We start from the raw sequence: 15,574 nt of genomic DNA, 5'->3' as shown, positions 1-15,574 counted from the left end.
TAATCAAATCACAGACTTGTCCTAAAAAGATTGCTTCGTACCTCGCAATGACGCAGGCAAAAAATCACTCCAATCCCTCAATCAAAATAATCAGCGGTCTAAAAAATAGTAACCGGTAACACCACCTCTACCCTATCCCTTCCACTACCGCCAAACAGGTCAACATCCAGTAAACGACTATAACGTATCCCGAATGAAACGGCGCCCTGGTTAAAGATCTTCGTATCAAAAAACAAAGCCCCGCCTACCGAACGGAAGTTACCGGTGAACGATGCGCCGTTGGCAAATATGTTGGCGGCACTGGCATGGGTATAATCAAAGAAAACGTTGCCGCGCAGGCGCATCAGGTATATCAGGTTACCGAAACCGGCATCGGGGTAAGCAATGGGGAAATGATAGGTGGCTGCAAGGCGATGCATATCATCCAGACTTTCGGCATTGTAGCCGTAAGAGAATGGAAAATTATTAGAAAAACCGATAGCATTGTTTTGCCCTTTATGCTGATAAGCGCCATTAAAAACCAAACTATGATTAGCTGATAATCCCGGAAAATACAAAGCACCCACCGCCAAAAACTGGGTGGCATCCCTGCCGAAAACCGCTGTTTTATAATTAAGCGTGAGAGTTTGCGCAAAGTGCGGATTGATCTGCTGCCGGGCCTGTTGCGTTTGGTTGCTTAAACTAATGGTGTTGCTTAAGTAGGTGTAATGCGTATCGTTAAACATGCTTCGGAAAGCTTCCTGGAAGGTATTTCGGCTGTAATTAACGCTGCTCCCTACCGATAAGCGGGTAAAACGTTTCCCCTCGCTAAAGTTAAAAGGCACGCTGATACCGCCATTGATCGAGGTCTCGTTATAATAAATGCTGTTTCCTTTATAAAAACCGCGCCTATCAATGGTGTAACTACCACCTGCTGATAGATATGGAAACAAGCCGCTGTAAGTAGCCTGATAGCCAAATTGCTTATAGCCCTCATCGCGATTATAGTTAAATAACACACTTGACTGGAAAGTATTCAGGATGTTTTGCCCGGCCAGTTCAAGCGAGTAATTCGGGTCGTCAAGAGTTGGGAAAATACTGTGAAAATTGAACAGGTTACGCGCTTTGTTGTACCCGGTTTCGGCAAATTGCTGTGGTTTTGCTTTATCGAGGAAGTGACTGGCGCTGTCCTGCTCAAGGGCGTTAATGCCCATATCAGAGAGTTTAGAATTGCCTTGCACCGGCACCAGTTTTACACTACCTAAACCAACCTGCATTAATTGATAACCATTGGCCGTAAAGCTGCTAAAGGCAAGTTTACCGTCAGATACATTGGGTTGGTAGTAGCCGATTAAACCAGCCGGCACGCCAGTAACGCTAAACAATTGCCTGCTTTTAATATCCACAGCAAAAAGTTCATCGTTAGTACCATCGGTTTTGCTGAAATAAACGGTATCTCCCTTAACCTGCGGGAAGGCAATCGGCTCAAAGCTAAATGGCAGCAAGTAGGTGTTACTTCCCGTTTCAATATTAACCAGCGCGAGGCTCATCTCTCCTTTGCTATTCCGTACCGCGGAGATCAGATGAGCAGGGCCATAGAATTTTGGATAGGTATAGAAAAGACCATCCTCGTTAGGGAGTGCTTTTATCAGTTTACCGCTTTCAGCATCTATCAAATGCAGTTCGCTTTTGCCGGTTGCGGGAACGTTTACTGCTACGATGGCTTTATCATCGGCACCAAATGCAGGCGAGAAATATTTGGTTTTGCGGGTAAGCAGTCGTTCTTTACCGGTTGCAATATCCAGTACGCGTAATTCACCGTAATTTCGGTACCCCCAACGCAGATCGGGGCGGTATGAGCTGTAAACCGCTTTGCCGTTATGGTAGCTGAAGTAATTATCGTTGGTTACGCTCTGTACGGCTATCGATATTTCTTTACCGCCTGTGCGAAGGATAAACTGCGGGATGTGTTTATACGATGTACGCAGATAAAGCAAAGTACTATCGTTCACATAAGCCGGGTATTCCTCATCAGCCGCAAAGTGTTTCTTACTTAATTTGATCGGTGCATCAGTCTTAAACTGCTCTTTAAAGTGATCTAATGCAGCATTTCTAAACGTGGTATAATCCTGCCCCGAGTACTTCTTAACCGCTCCCTGGAAAGGATAAAACACACCTTTAAAAGCGGCAGCATCATAAGTTAATTGTTTCCAAAAGGTATCGCCATATTTCTCCCTGCCGTAGGCTATCATCATATATCCCAGCGGATAATGATTGGGCATATAATCAAGGTACGAGCCGTTGCGCAACTTCATCCAGCTATAATCTTTCCCGGCGGCCCAAAGTGAGCGGTAACCGTTAAAGAACATAGGCAAGCGTCCCCTGCCCTGGCTGCTCACCAATGTTTCGTTAAAAACGGCATCGCCTTCAAAAAACCAGTCGGGCACGGTCATGGCATTGCCGAGGGCTTGCCCGCCTTCGCCGAAAACAAAGCGTAGTGCGCGCGAGAATCCTACATTAAAGTTATTGTACTGCTGCACGTGCCTGTACTCGTGGATGGCCAACTGCTGCCACCATGGCAAGCTACCGACATCAAAGCTATTTTGCGATGGCGTTAAATAAAACTCACTGCGGAAAGGCGCCAGCCCCACGTAGGCATTTGATATAGTGGTTTGGTTTTGCAGCACAATGTTCACCTGTTTTTGCTTAAAACCGATAGTAGGCTTTATCAGACTGTTCATCTGAGCGATGGTAGCCGCCACATGCTGCGCCACGCTGTCCATCCCTTGCGAGAAAATTACACGTGTAGCCGGCGTATTCACCTGCTTCCATTTTATCGACGGCGGGTTACCGCCAAACTGCTGCGCTTTTGCGCCAATGGCGGTTAAAATCAGCAGTGGGAATAGCAGGCGTTTCATCGGTTTGAAAGTAGTAAAATTGTCTGAACTGTCTGAACTCGAATTGGTGGAATGAAAAGAATTAATAGAAATCTAATGGTCTGATATGTTCTCTATACAACAATTGTCATTTCGAGCGAGCAGAAGGGTTGGGTGTTGCATAATGGCGACGAGAAATCTTCTACACCGTAAGCATCGCGCGTAGAAGATTTCTCCTCGCTCCCGCTCGTTCGAAATGACATTTTATTTTTACTCCATTTCCATAAATTCCCTAAAATTCTTCCAATTCCGGTTCATACATCTTCAGACATTTAAATCCAAATGACACAGCATCCCTTAAAACTAAGTACATTTGCCGCTGTAATATTTTACCATGGCTAAAGTTTCTATTAACCTGGCAACGGGTTCGCTGCAAAAAGAAGATATCATAGTAGGCATTGACCTGGGTACTACCAACTCGCTGGTTGCCTTTATTGATCCTGATAAAAATCCGCGTGTAATTAATGATGCCGGCAAAGGTGTGCTGGTACCGTCTGTTGTGCATTTTGGCCAAACCGGCGATATCACTGTGGGTAACGAGGCGAAAGATTTCCTGGTGACCGATCCGCAGAATACCATTTTTTCTGTGAAGCGTTTGTTAGGTCGTTCTTATGCTGATGTGAAGGATTACCAGAGCTTCTTTAGCTACAAAGTAATTGATGACGATACCGAGAGCCTGGTAAAAATTAAGGTAGGCGATAAATTCTACACTCCTATCGAACTATCGGGTTTGATCCTGAAAGAACTAAAAGAACGTGCCGAGCATGCCCTTAAAACCGCCGTTACCCGTGCGGTGATCACCGTGCCTGCTTATTTTAACGATTCGCAACGCCAGGCTACGCGCGATGCCGGTAAACTGGCCGGGCTGGACGTTCTCCGCATCGTGAACGAACCTACCGCAGCAAGCCTGGCTTATGGCCTCGGCTTAAACCCCGAAGAAACTAAAACCATTGCCGTGTATGATCTGGGGGGCGGTACTTTTGATGTTTCTATCCTGCAAATTCAGAACGGCATCTTTGAGGTATTGTCAACCAATGGTGATACCTTTTTGGGTGGTGATGATTTTGACCGAGCTATTGCCGATTACTGGATAGAGAAAAATAATATAAATAAAACCGAATTGGCCAATAACCGAGAGCTTACACAAGCGCTTCGCCTTAAAGCCGAGGAAGCTAAAAAAGCCTTCGCCCACCAAAGTTTGTTTAACGAGAAGCTTGGCGATATATGGTGCACGCTTGACCGCGAAACTTTTGAGCAGTTAATTTTGCCTAAAGTACAACAAACCATCACCAGCTGCCAAAATGCGCTTAAGGACGCTAAACTAACTGTTACCGATATTGACGAAGTTGTAATGGTTGGCGGCAGTACCCGCACTGCGCTGGTTAAGAAAATGGTGTCAGATTTTTTTGGCAGAGATGTACATGATGACCTGAACCCTGATGAAGTGGTTGCCCTTGGTGCAGCTATTCAGGCCGATGTATTGGCGGGCAACCGGAGTGATATTCTGCTGCTGGATGTTACCCCACTATCATTAGGTATCGAAACCATGGGCGGTTTGATGGATACCATTATCCCGCGTAACTCCAAGATCCCTACCAAAGCAGGCCGACAATACACCACCTCAAAAGATGGCCAGGTAAACATGAAAATTGCCGTTTACCAAGGCGAGCGCGACCTGATAAAAGAGAACCGTAAACTGGCCGAGTTTGAATTGAAAGGTATCCCGGCTATGCCGGCGGGTTTCCCTAAGGTTGATATTAACTTTATCCTTAATGCTGACGGCATACTTAAAGTACAAGCCATTGAACTGCGCAGCGGCGTTAAGCAAGAAGTGGAAGTAAAACCAGCCTACGGCATTACCGACGACCTGGTTGAGCAAATGTTGATGGATAGCATCACCAATGCCAAAGAGGATGTAAGTGCCCGCATGCTTATCGAGGCCAAGACAGAAGCAGAGCAAATGATCTACACTGTTGAGCGTTTCCTTGAAAAGAACGGTCAGCTGTTGTCTGAGCAGGAAACTAAGGAAACTAATCAATATACCGAAGCACTAAAAGCCGCTTTAGAATCAGGCGATAAAGACATCATCCACACCAAAATTGATGAGTTGAATAACCTTACCCGCCCGTTTGCGGAACGTGTAATGGATGTGGCTATTGCTACCGCGATGAAGGGTAAGAGTATTGATGGTGAGGAAGAGTAAGCCTTGCTAAGCATTCGGGAAAGCAATCTTTTCGGGATTGGTTCTCTGTTAGGAATGGCAGTGTTTTATTTAAGTCAGTGGATGTTACTTTCTTTTTTTCCGCTAAAATGAAAGTAACCAAAGAAAAAACTCGCGACTTGGTAACGCGCTACAACGGTTGTGCTGCTGCAATGCCTGTGCTGCCCGCACGTTACACTATGTCGCATTTTTCGGTGGCGTTTGGTTCATCCCATCATTAATCATTTGTCATGCTGAGCGTAGCGAAGCATCTATAAACTTACAGAAACGCGGTTAGATTCTTCGCTACGCTCAGAATGATAAATTTCATTTATTATTCTCTCCTGTCAGCAAAAAAGCTTCGGGCGAAAGCGGGCAGAACAATGGTGGGTGGTGCGGTTGCAAGGGCATTGCGGAATCTATTACTGAAGCGGTAGCCTGCGAGGTCGGCGTAAGAGATTTCCAGCCCGTGGTTCGGACAGCTTTGCAGGGTAAAGGCTTTGTGCGTAAAGAAGCCTCTTTGCTGTATGATTTTTTGCTACTTTTTGATCAAGCAAAAAGTAGTGGCCCCCGCGGCAATGAGCGGACTAACGTTAATAATAGCACATACCAACTCTACCAGTGGGATGCCGAAATAAATTCGCCATGACGATTATTGACTTAATCTCTTTTCAAATTCCCCCAAACTCCTCAACATAAAATGCGTTATTTGTAGCAATCTATAAATACACGCTTTTGAAAAACATTCTACGCCTTAGCGCAACACTGGCCTTTGCTGCAGTAACATTTTCAGCATCGGCACAAACTACTCAGCCCGATAGTACTTTAAAACCGGCCACGCTGGATACTGCCCGTTACGATTCGTTATATAAACGATTGGCTAATGGCGATAAGACAGGGAAATGGCCGGTTAAAAATGCACCGCTTCCAAAGGCCGGTGCTATACTCCCGTTCTACCGCGTTGTAGCTTACTACGGTAACATGTACTCAAAAAACATGGGCGTACTGGGCCAGTATGATCCGGCAACGATGCGCGAAAAACTGAAAGCCGAAGTAAAAAACTGGGAAGCTGCTGATCCCGGCACGCCTGTTAAACCTGCCTTGCACTATATATGTGTTACCGCCCAGGCCGATGCCGGATCTAACGGCTTGCATAACCTGCGTATGCCGTTTAGCCAGATCGATAAAGCTATCGAGATGGCTAAACCGTTGAATGCATTGGTGTTTTTAGATATACAGGTTGGTTACAGCACTGTACAAAAAGAGCTGCCATTATTAGAGAAGTACCTAAAAATGCCTAACGTGCATTTCGGTATCGACCCTGAATTTTCGATGAAAGAAGGAAGCGTGCCCGGCAAGCGCATTGGTACTTTTGATGCTGATGATATTAACTACGTAACCAAATACCTTAGCAAGCTTTGCGATAAATATAACCTGCCGCCCAAAATATTTGTGGTGCACCGTTTCACCAAACGCATGGTGACTAATTACAAAGACATTAAACTGGATAGCAACGTACAGTTTGTGATGGATATGGATGGCTGGGGCGGCCCTGAGCTAAAGAAGGGCACTTACAAAGCCTATGTAGCCGGCGAACCGGTGCAATTCACAGGATTCAAGCTGTTCTACAAAAACGACATCAAGAAGGTGCCCAACCACATGATGACACCTAAAGAAGTGCTGATGCTTAAACCGGCACCTATTTACATCCAGTATCAATAAAAAGTTCCCTTAAATAAAAAAGCCCCTTTAATCGGGGCTTTTTTATTTATAAAGCTAAACTTACAGTTTGCTTATCTCTTCCTGTTCTTTTAGTGCAGCAATATTGTTTTTACTGCTGTACTCATCAGTTTGGCTTGCAAAATCTTCAAGGATGCTTGCAATGGTGTCCAGGTTATCTGATACACGCTGGTGCATATCAGGCAGGTCTTTCTCAAGGCGTTTGTTGCCAAGGTCGATGTTATCCACCTCTATTTTGGTGATCTTTTGGATCAATGCCTGATTACTGTTTTTCAAATCTTCTAATTCATGGACTATTTTCTCCATCAATTCAAATTTTTTGATCTTATCCATAGGTATCTTAATTTTTATACTCAGTATATAGCCAATACAGTGCCAGTTTGAAGATAATTTGCATTTATCATTTATAACTAATAATTTAGTTATATGAAATACATCATCTTCCTATCCCTTTTACTATCTATTAAAATAAGCGCTTCAGCACAGCAAACGCCCAAAATTGACGATGCTTTACTGTTAGATTATTACCAGAACCAACGCTTTGCCGAAGCTGCCGACTACCTTAAACAGAACTACCCCGAGCCCGTACAAAGTGTAAAGGCTTTAGGTCAGTTAGCGTATACATCAAACATGGCAGGCCGCCTTACAGATGCAGAAAAGTATTATCAGCGCATTTATGAGATGGATTCATCAGGCCTTGCCATACTGTTTAACCTGGGAAATATCAACCTAAGACGTGGCAACAACGCCAAGGCCGAGATATATTACAAAAGGATAGCCGCGCGCGACACTACCAATTTTATGGTGTACAAACAACTGGCAAAACTAAGCGGAGATAAAAATGACATCCCTAATAAGATCGTATATCTGCAAAAAGCTAACATCCTAAACCCTACCGAACCCGATGTAGCCTCTGACCTGAGCGATCTGTACGTCAACATCAAACTTACTCAGCAAGCAGAAAAAGTATTGGGTAAAGCCATTGACGCTGATCCGGAGAATATTGTTTTGTTAAACAGCCTGCTAAAATTACAATATGCCCAAAAGAAGTGGATGGAAACCCTGAGCACCGGCGATAAACTTATAGTTGCCGGCGACCAAAGCGGCCCCGTATTAACCAAAATAGGCGTGGCGTACTATAATACCAAGAATTATGAATGTGCTTTGGCTGCTTTGTTATTGATAGATAAACTATCGCAAAACGAGTCTTCGTTTTATTTCACGGCGCTTACTTACAAAGCGTTGAAAGATCAGAAAATGGCTATCGCCTATCTTGAGCAAGCTATCAGCGACGGCATTACACCAAATGCGGGTGCCTATTACGGCGAGATAGCCGATAGCAATGAGAAGCTTAAACGATACAAAAAAGCAGTACTATCCTATCAAAAAAGCTTGCAGTTTGCTGAAGACCCAATGATGTATTATTCGCTGGCCAATGTGTATGATAGTAACCTGAAGGATAAAAAGAATGCCGTTAAATACTATCGTAAATACCTTGCAGGTAAACCACCGGTAGCCAAACAACAGGCGTATATTGATTATAGTAAAAGCAGGATTGCGAGTTTGGGGCAGTAGATAAACTCAACTTGTCATTTCGAACAAGGAACGAGGAGAAATTTTGTTATTGATGTTAAGTTCGTCACCTTTCTTATCTAACAAGATTTCTCCTCGCTGTCGCTCGTTCGAAATGACATAGTATTATAAAATTGAAGAATACGTTTTTACCGCTGCATCAACCTCGCCACATACTTGCCAATAATATCAAACTCAAGGTTCACTACCGAGCCTTCTCGCACATTATGCAGGTTGGTATGCTCGTAAGTGTAAGGGATAATGGCCACAGAAAACTCGCGCGGGCCCGAGTTTACCACAGTAAGGCTGATGCCGTTTACGCAGATAGAACCTTTCTCTACCGTAACATTGCCAATGCCCGGGTCATAGCTAAAGGTATATTCCCAACTGCCGTCAAGTTCGGTATATTTAGTGCATACGGCAGTTTGGTCAACGTGGCCTTGTACAATGTGGCCGTCAAGGCGCGCGTTCATCTGCATGCAGCGTTCAAGGTTCACAGGTTCGTCAACCTTAAGGTGCGAGAGGTTTGTTTTGTTAAGGGTTTCTTCAATAGCCGTAACGGTATGGCTGTTATCGCTTAAAGCTACTACCGTTAAACAAACGCCGTTATGGGCTACCGATTGGTCTATCTTCAGTTCGTTCGCAATTGCCGATTCTACTGTTATATGCAAGTTACCGCCTTCGGTACGCAGATCGGTCACCTTTCCTAAAGTTTCTATAATACCTGTAAACATGTCTCAAAATTACTCATTTTACGCTGCGGTATTGTTAACCATACATCATAAAAAAAGCGGGCTATGCAGCCCGCTTTTTTTATGATGTATAACAAATATTTTCTTAGTAGATCTCGATATCTCTTGATTTACCATTGAAAGTTACTGTTGCTCTGTGGTTACCTAAGTAAGTGATAGTACCGGTAAAGTTAAATGCCCTGCCCGCGTTGCTACCTTTTGATACGTAGTCGGCAGTACCGCCGGTAATATCTTTAGGCCTGCTGCTGCCATTAATAGTTAAACCTTTAAGGTTGTAAGTATTGTTTTGTACCATTCTTTCACCATCTTTCCTGGTAGTGTAATCATAGGTTGAAATCTGGGTGCCATTCACGGTCATGATATTAAGGCCCGGATTAGTAATTTTAAGCGCGTAATGCTCTTTGACGGTGTTTTTGTATGATGATAACCATGGGCTAAAACCGGTGTTTGTGTATTCACCGGTGTAAGTGTAACCGTTAGGCAGGTTGTTATCGCAGCTAACAACAAACTTGTTTGAACCTTTCATTACATCTTTGATGGTATCGCCTTGGGTATAGGTGTTATCAAAGGGCTGATCAATAAGCTGACCACAAGTAAGTTCGTTAACTTTTTTACCATTAACAACGCTGTTACCTGCTGGCACGCCAGAAAAATTATTGTCGCTGGCGATAGTTGCAGTAAAAGATTTGTAAAGATTAGTGGCTATCTGAGTAGCAATTTCTTCATCGGTACTGGTTTTAGTAGTAACGGTTGAATCCTTTGTACAAGATGAGTACAAGAAAATAGTCACGGCTGAAAAAGCTATGGCTGCAAGTGTTTTAAATTTCATATACATTTAAATGATTAGGTTTCGTGTGCCCAAAAATACTTCATTTATAAACATTTACATCATATTTTTTCACTTTACTGAGACTAAAATGCCACCCTCAGCATAAGGAAAATTTTAACTCTTATTTTTAGTATTACACTATAAATTATACTATTACTTAAAACAACTAACCAGATCTATCCTCTTGTTACGAAGGTCTTTACCGCCTTCTGTCACCGATTTCAGGTTAGCGAGATAAAACGTCCATCCTATCTGGCATTGTACAAGCAGGTTCTTCTCTGGGTCATCTTGTTGCGGGATGTTGGTTTGCTCTATCTCTATAATAACCAAACCGTTAAGCGTTTTAAAACTTACGGTAACAATACTATCGCCACTAAAAGTAAACCTGATCATGTCATGCCCGTTTGCGTCAATCACTGTGCCTTTTTGCATTTCCTCGTTCCCGTAGCCATGCCAGTACCAGGTATACGCGTCGCCCTTTTGTATCTGCTCGTCGCCGGTGCGCAGGCGATGGGTTATAGAATAGAAATCGGCTTTGCGCAAAAACCATTTCTCGAGCCCTGCCGGTGTGGCCCAGGCCATATATAAACTGCGCAGATCGGTAGTAAAATCGCCGCAGAGCGTAAATTTTTTCCAGCGGATATCTTCCATTATTTTAGGATTTGGTTATTATAAAACTAACCATTAATAATGGTGTTTGGTAATTTACCGTATTGAAAATCATATCTATGCAAAAACAAAGCGCCGGTTTATTGCTCTACCGCCTTGCCGATGGCAAACCACAGGTTTTCCTGGTACATCCCGGTGGGCCATTCTTTAAAAAGAAAGACGATGGCGCCTGGAGCATTCCCAAAGGCGAATTTGATGATCATGAAGATCCTTTACATGCCGCCCAACGCGAGTTTGAGGAAGAAGTGGGCCAACCCATTACTGGTAATTTTATCAAACTGCAGCCCGTCAAGCAAAAAAGTGGCAAAGTAGTGCATGCCTGGGCTGTTGAAGGCGATATAGACCACACAAACATAGTAAGCAATACATTTGAAATAGAATGGCCACCAAGATCCGGCAAACGAACTTCATTTCCCGAAATAGACCGCGCCGGGTGGTTTACGCTTGATGAAGCAAAGGTTAAGTTAATACCTGCTCAGGTGAAGTTGGTAGAAGAGTTGGAAAGGATTATTTGACGTCTTTTACGACCACGTCATTGCGAGCGTAGCGTGGCAATCTGCTACTTACAGAGTAGCTCTACCTGTTGGGGATTGCCACGTCGCTATCGCTCCTCGCAATAACGCTGTTTTATAATTCTGTGACGACTACGTTTTTGACTTTTTAATTTTTAATTTTGACTTAAACCCCTCTCCTGTTCCTCACCCAATTACTTTCCATAACACTCACACTCTCTGTAACAGCAACCTTTTTGGCCGAAAGCAAGCGTTCCATCAGTAGGGCGGCTATTTCCGCCTCGTCAGCATTATCAGCATTGAGTACTTCGGGCGTGAAATATTTTTTAACGAAATGCGTATCGAAATTACCTGAGGTAAACGCCTCATGCTGCATCACAAACTTGCCAAAGGGTAATGTGGTAGTGATTCCGGTGATGATATATTCGTCGATAGCGCGGATCATGCGTTCTATGGCTTCCTGGCGGTCTTTACCGTAGGTGATGAGCTTGGCTATCATGGGGTCGTAATAAATGGGGATCTCCATACCTTGTTCAAAGCCGTCATCTACCCTTACACCGGGGCCTTTAGGCGTGACGTAGGTTTGCAGGGTGCCGATATCGGGCAGAAAGTTATTGGCAGGATCTTCGGCGTAAACGCGGAGTTCCATGGCATGGCCGCTGATCTCCAGGTCTTCTTGTTTAAAGCTGATGGCATGTCCGCGGGCAATGTTGATCTGCTCTTTCACCAAATCAACCCCGCTGATGAGTTCGGTAACCGGATGCTCAACCTGCAGGCGGGTGTTCATTTCCAGGAAATAGAAATTCAGTTGGTCATCCATGATAAACTCCACTGTACCTGCGCCCGTGTAATTAACTGACCTTGCCACATCCACCGCGCAACGGCCCATGGCCTCGCGGATCTCAGGCGTTAGCACTGATGATGGCGCTTCTTCCACCACCTTCTGGTGGCGGCGTTGTACCGAGCAATCGCGCTCAAAAAGGTGTACGATGTTGCCATGGGTATCGCCCAGTATCTGTATCTCAATATGGCGTGGCGACGACACATAACGCTCTATAAATACCGAACCATCGCCGAAGGCTGAGGTAGCTTCGGATACGGCCAGGTTCATTTGCTCTTCAAAATCGGCGGCGCTTTCTACTATGCGCATACCTTTACCGCCACCACCGGCAGCAGCTTTTATAAGGATAGGGAAACCCACCTCTACCGCGCGTTCTTTAGCTTCAGCAATATCGGTAATGGCTTCCTCGGTGCCGGGCACCATGGGGATGTTATATTTTAAGGCGGCGGCTTTAGCGGAGAGTTTGTTACCCATCACTTCCATAGCCTCCGGCGAGGGGCCGATAAGGATCAGTCCGGCCTCGCGTACCAGGCGGGCAAAGGCAGCGTTCTCGCTCAGGAAACCGTAACCGGGATGGATTCCCTCGGCACCCGTTTGTTTACAGGCCTCAATGATCTTTGCCCCTACCAGGTAGGATTGGTTTGATGGCGCCGGGCCAATAAACACGGCTTCATCAGCATAACGTACGTGCAGCGCATCGCGGTCGGCTTCAGAATAAACAGCTACGGTTTTGATACCCATTTCGCGCGCCGAACGCATTACACGCAAGGCAATTTCGCCACGGTTTGCTACCAGTATTTTTTGCATACCGTAAATGTAGTTAAAGAATTTTCAGATAGGAACCTCGATTGTCATTTCTCTTGCCTACTCCTGCGCGTCATTGCGAGGTACGAAGCAATCTCTTTAAGCAAATCCAATATACAGGGCGTTAACTTATCCTGAAGAGATTGCTTCGTACCTCGCAATGACGTATTATTGAGATTCGGGTGTTCACGCTCATGAACATCTTAAGGATAAAAAGAAAAATATCAGTACACTTAAACCGCAGCCGGGCCGGCTACGATATGCTCTTTCTCTATTTTTTTCTGCAATTCAAGAATGGCACCTATCAGCGCCTCGGGGCGTGGGGGGCAGCCCTGCACGTAAACATCAACAGGGATAACTTTATCCACGCCTTTTACCACGTGGTAGCCGTGTTGCCAGTATGGGCCGCCGCAGTTGGAGCACGAGCCCATCGAGATCACATATTTAGGATCGGGCATTTGCTCGTAGAGGCGCTTTATGCGCTCGGCCATTTTAAAGGTAACGGTACCGGCTATGATGATCACATCCGATTGTCGGGCCGAAGGCCTCGGGAATACGCCGAAACGATCCAGATCGTACGTAGATGCCATGGCACCCATCATTTCTATCGCGCAGCAGGCAATACCAAAGCTCATTGGCCATAGTGACGACAACCTTGCCCAGTTCAGCAGGTCATCCAGTTTGGTGACCATGATGCCACCGTTCTCGCTGCTCATATCAGGCGTCATTTGCGGGCTTTTTAAAAGTTGGTTTAAACATTGGCCGCTTTGCTTCAGCCGCAGGTGCAGGTGCAGGGTTAGAAGCAGTTGCAGTAGCAGGTGTCAGTTCTGCGTTGAAATCTCTTACCGCAAATTGGCCTTGCAGGATATTCACCTGCTCGTATAAATTCTGCGGGATGCGCGCGTTGGTGCGTGGGATGTTCAGCTTTGGTTTTATCCAGTTCAGGTCGCCTTTTACCCAAACATAGGCAAGGCCCAATATCAGGATGCCTAAAAAGATGAACATTTCTGCAAGCGAGATCCACCCCCAGCGGCTGTCGGCAGCTATTAGTTGCTTATCGCCAAAAACGGTTGCCCACGGAAAAACAAATACCATCTCTACATCAAACAGTAAGAAAACCAGTGCAATAACGTAAAAGCGCGAATTAAATGGCAGCCAGGCATTACCTGTAGGTTCTTCGCCACATTCGTAGGTGCTCAGCTTTTCGGGATTAGGGTTACGGGGTGATAGAAAGCGGTTTGCAAAAAAAAGACCACCAATTGCAAGTGTACCCACAATTAAAAAGATAAGTATCTTTCCAAATTCTGATATTTGCGCAACACCATCCATGACGGCAAATCTAATAAAACAAACCCATTTTGATGCTATAATAATTGGCGGCGGTGCCTGCGGACTGATGTGCGCAGTGCAGGCAGGCTTCCTGGGTAAGCGTACCCTTGTGCTGGAAAAGAATGACCGCCCCGGTGCCAAGATCCTCATTAGCGGCGGCGGCAGATGCAATTATACCAACCTGTACACCACGCACAAGCAGTTCATTTCACAGAACGAGCATTTCAGCCGCTCGGCATTGGCACAGTGGACGGTTGAGGATACCATCAGCTTTTTTGAAACCTATGGCATTGAGGGCAAGGAGAAAACCTTAGGCCAGCTTTTCCCTACCACTAATAAGGCGAAAGACATTGTAGAAGTGTTCACCAACCTATGCCGCGATCTGGAGCAGGAGATCCGTTTAAATGCCGAAGTAACAGCTGTAAAACAAACTACCGACGGTTTTACAGTAGATGTTTTGCAGGATGGTTATCCTAAAACTTTTACTGCCGATAAGGTGGTGATGGCCAGTGGCGGCCTGCCTATCCAGAAGTTAGGCGCATCTGATTTTGGTTTGCGCGTAGCGAGAAGTTTTGGCATGCAGGTTACCCCTACCACTCCTGCCCTGGTACCTTTGACTATCACCGGTAAAGACCAGCCCTGGTACGAACAATTATCCGGCAATGCCATTTTTTGCCGTGTTTGGAACGACAGGGCAAGCTTTGAAGAAAACATCCTTTTTACCCACTGGGGATTGAGCGGCCCCGCCATTTTGCAGATATCATCTTACTGGAAACCCGGCGAGTTTATTTACATCGACCTGCTGCCAGGCCAGGATATCACCGAACTGATATCTGCCGAGCGCGAGCAAAACGGCAAAAAGACATTACTGAACTTCCTTGCGGGCCTGTTCACCAAAAAATTTGCGGATGCGTTGAGCGGACATCTGCCGGTGAGCAAGAACTTAGCTTCGTTATCGAAAGCGGATATAGAGACCATTGCCCAACTCATCCACGAGTTTAAGGTAAAGCCGGCAGGCACCAAAGGTTATGATAAAGCCGAGGTAATGACAGGCGGTGTAGACACCGACGAACTATCATCCAAAACGCTGGAATCAAAAAAAATCCCCGGCCTTTTCTTTGGCGGGGAGTGTGTTGATGTTACCGGCTGGCTGGGCGGTTATAACTTTCAATGGGCCTGGGCAAGCGGTTTTGTGATTGCCCAAAATATTTAGGGTGGAGTTGACTCACCCCTGCCCCTCTCTGCTACGCAGAGAGGGGTTCTTTTTAAACTTTCTCCACCCTCTTTTCGCACAGCGAAGAGAGGGTCGCGCACGAAGTGCAGCGGGGTGAGTAAAATAAGTAAGCGACTAATTCATGAGTTTTAGTTAAAAACTGCCAGCGCCAAAGGGTATGATAAACCCGAGCTTTGT

At 45.4% G+C, this 15,574-nt stretch carries 14 protein-coding genes; 6 read left to right on the top strand and 8 right to left on the bottom strand.

Translation table 11 applies throughout. The features are described from left to right. Positions 1–98 precede the first annotated feature (98 nt). Complete coding sequence (locus D0C36_RS18145; RefSeq protein ID WP_117393075.1) at positions 99–2,897, bottom strand: hypothetical protein; 2,799 nt, start codon at positions 2,895–2,897, stop codon at positions 99–101. Between the two features lie 352 nt (positions 2,898–3,249). On the opposite strand from D0C36_RS18145, the gene hscA reads away from it, so the two are divergent. From hscA to D0C36_RS18135, 3 genes are all read left to right on the top strand, one after another. Then, positions 3,250–5,118 carry a Fe-S protein assembly chaperone HscA gene (hscA, locus tag D0C36_RS18140; RefSeq protein WP_117393074.1) on the top strand — a complete coding sequence of 623 codons (1,869 nt, stop codon included), beginning with the start codon at positions 3,250–3,252 and terminating at the stop codon, positions 5,116–5,118. Between the two features lie 107 nt (positions 5,119–5,225). Beyond that, positions 5,226–5,357: a hypothetical protein gene (locus D0C36_RS24885; protein WP_262512209.1), complete on the top strand. Its 132-nt coding sequence runs from the start codon at positions 5,226–5,228 to the stop codon at positions 5,355–5,357. Between the two features lie 493 nt (positions 5,358–5,850). After that, on the top strand, positions 5,851–6,837 hold the full coding sequence (locus D0C36_RS18135; protein WP_199502056.1) for a hypothetical protein: 987 nt from the start codon (positions 5,851–5,853) through the stop codon (positions 6,835–6,837). A 60-nt stretch (positions 6,838–6,897) separates the two neighbouring features. Here D0C36_RS18135 and D0C36_RS18130 read toward each other — a convergent pair whose 3' ends face one another. After that, positions 6,898–7,188 carry a hypothetical protein gene (locus D0C36_RS18130; protein ID WP_117393072.1) on the bottom strand — a complete coding sequence of 97 codons (291 nt, stop codon included), beginning with the start codon at positions 7,186–7,188 and terminating at the stop codon, positions 6,898–6,900. Positions 7,189–7,281: 93 nt separating this feature from the next. Here D0C36_RS18130 and D0C36_RS18125 point away from each other — a divergent pair, with 93 nt between their 5' ends. Next, positions 7,282–8,430 (top strand): tetratricopeptide repeat protein, encoded by a 1,149-nt coding sequence (locus D0C36_RS18125; protein ID WP_117393071.1) that lies wholly within the window; start codon positions 7,282–7,284, stop codon positions 8,428–8,430. A gap of 146 nt (positions 8,431–8,576) precedes the next feature. On the opposite strand, the gene D0C36_RS18120 is transcribed toward D0C36_RS18125, so the two are convergent. The 3 genes from D0C36_RS18120 to D0C36_RS18110 all read right to left on the bottom strand — a co-directional run bounded on the left by D0C36_RS18120 (position 8,577) and on the right by D0C36_RS18110 (position 10,659). Continuing rightward, a complete protein-coding gene (locus D0C36_RS18120) occupies positions 8,577–9,161 on the bottom strand; it encodes a riboflavin synthase (RefSeq protein WP_117393070.1) in 585 nt (194 codons plus the stop codon). Between the two features lie 103 nt (positions 9,162–9,264). Further along, a complete protein-coding gene (locus D0C36_RS18115) occupies positions 9,265–10,008 on the bottom strand; it encodes a hypothetical protein (protein WP_147322036.1) in 744 nt (247 codons plus the stop codon). A 153-nt stretch (positions 10,009–10,161) separates the two neighbouring features. After that, complete coding sequence (locus tag D0C36_RS18110; protein ID WP_117393068.1) at positions 10,162–10,659, bottom strand: SRPBCC family protein; 498 nt, start codon at positions 10,657–10,659, stop codon at positions 10,162–10,164. Between the two features lie 77 nt (positions 10,660–10,736). Here D0C36_RS18110 and D0C36_RS18105 point away from each other — a divergent pair, with 77 nt between their 5' ends. Beyond that, complete coding sequence (locus D0C36_RS18105; RefSeq protein ID WP_117393067.1) at positions 10,737–11,192, top strand: NUDIX domain-containing protein; 456 nt, start codon at positions 10,737–10,739, stop codon at positions 11,190–11,192. Positions 11,193–11,355: 163 nt separating this feature from the next. Here the strand turns inward: D0C36_RS18105 and accC are convergent, their stop codons facing one another. The 3 genes from accC to D0C36_RS18090 all read right to left on the bottom strand — a co-directional run bounded on the left by accC (position 11,356) and on the right by D0C36_RS18090 (position 14,163). Then, entirely contained in the window at positions 11,356–12,837 is a 1,482-nt protein-coding gene (gene accC / locus D0C36_RS18100) for an acetyl-CoA carboxylase biotin carboxylase subunit (RefSeq protein ID WP_117393066.1), read from the bottom strand. 230 nt (positions 12,838–13,067) lie between these two features. Beyond that, positions 13,068–13,562: an NADH-quinone oxidoreductase subunit B gene (locus tag D0C36_RS18095; RefSeq protein ID WP_117393065.1), complete on the bottom strand. Its 495-nt coding sequence runs from the start codon at positions 13,560–13,562 to the stop codon at positions 13,068–13,070. After that, positions 13,552–14,163 carry an NADH-quinone oxidoreductase subunit A gene (locus D0C36_RS18090; RefSeq protein WP_117393064.1) on the bottom strand — a complete coding sequence of 204 codons (612 nt, stop codon included), beginning with the start codon at positions 14,161–14,163 and terminating at the stop codon, positions 13,552–13,554. Before D0C36_RS18090 ends, D0C36_RS18095 begins: the two co-directional genes overlap by 11 nt. Between D0C36_RS18090 and D0C36_RS18085 the strand changes: the two genes are divergently transcribed. Continuing rightward, a complete protein-coding gene (locus D0C36_RS18085) occupies positions 14,162–15,376 on the top strand; it encodes a BaiN/RdsA family NAD(P)/FAD-dependent oxidoreductase (protein ID WP_117393063.1) in 1,215 nt (404 codons plus the stop codon). The genes D0C36_RS18090 and D0C36_RS18085 overlap by 2 nt on opposite strands. The last annotated feature ends 198 nt before the right edge of the window (positions 15,377–15,574 follow it).

It is taken from the genome of Mucilaginibacter conchicola, assembly GCF_003432115.1.
Classification (GTDB): Bacteria; Bacteroidota; Bacteroidia; order Sphingobacteriales; family Sphingobacteriaceae; genus Mucilaginibacter; species Mucilaginibacter conchicola.
The sequence above is the reverse complement of the archived record's forward strand: the minus strand, read 5'-3'. Positions and strand labels throughout refer to the sequence as shown.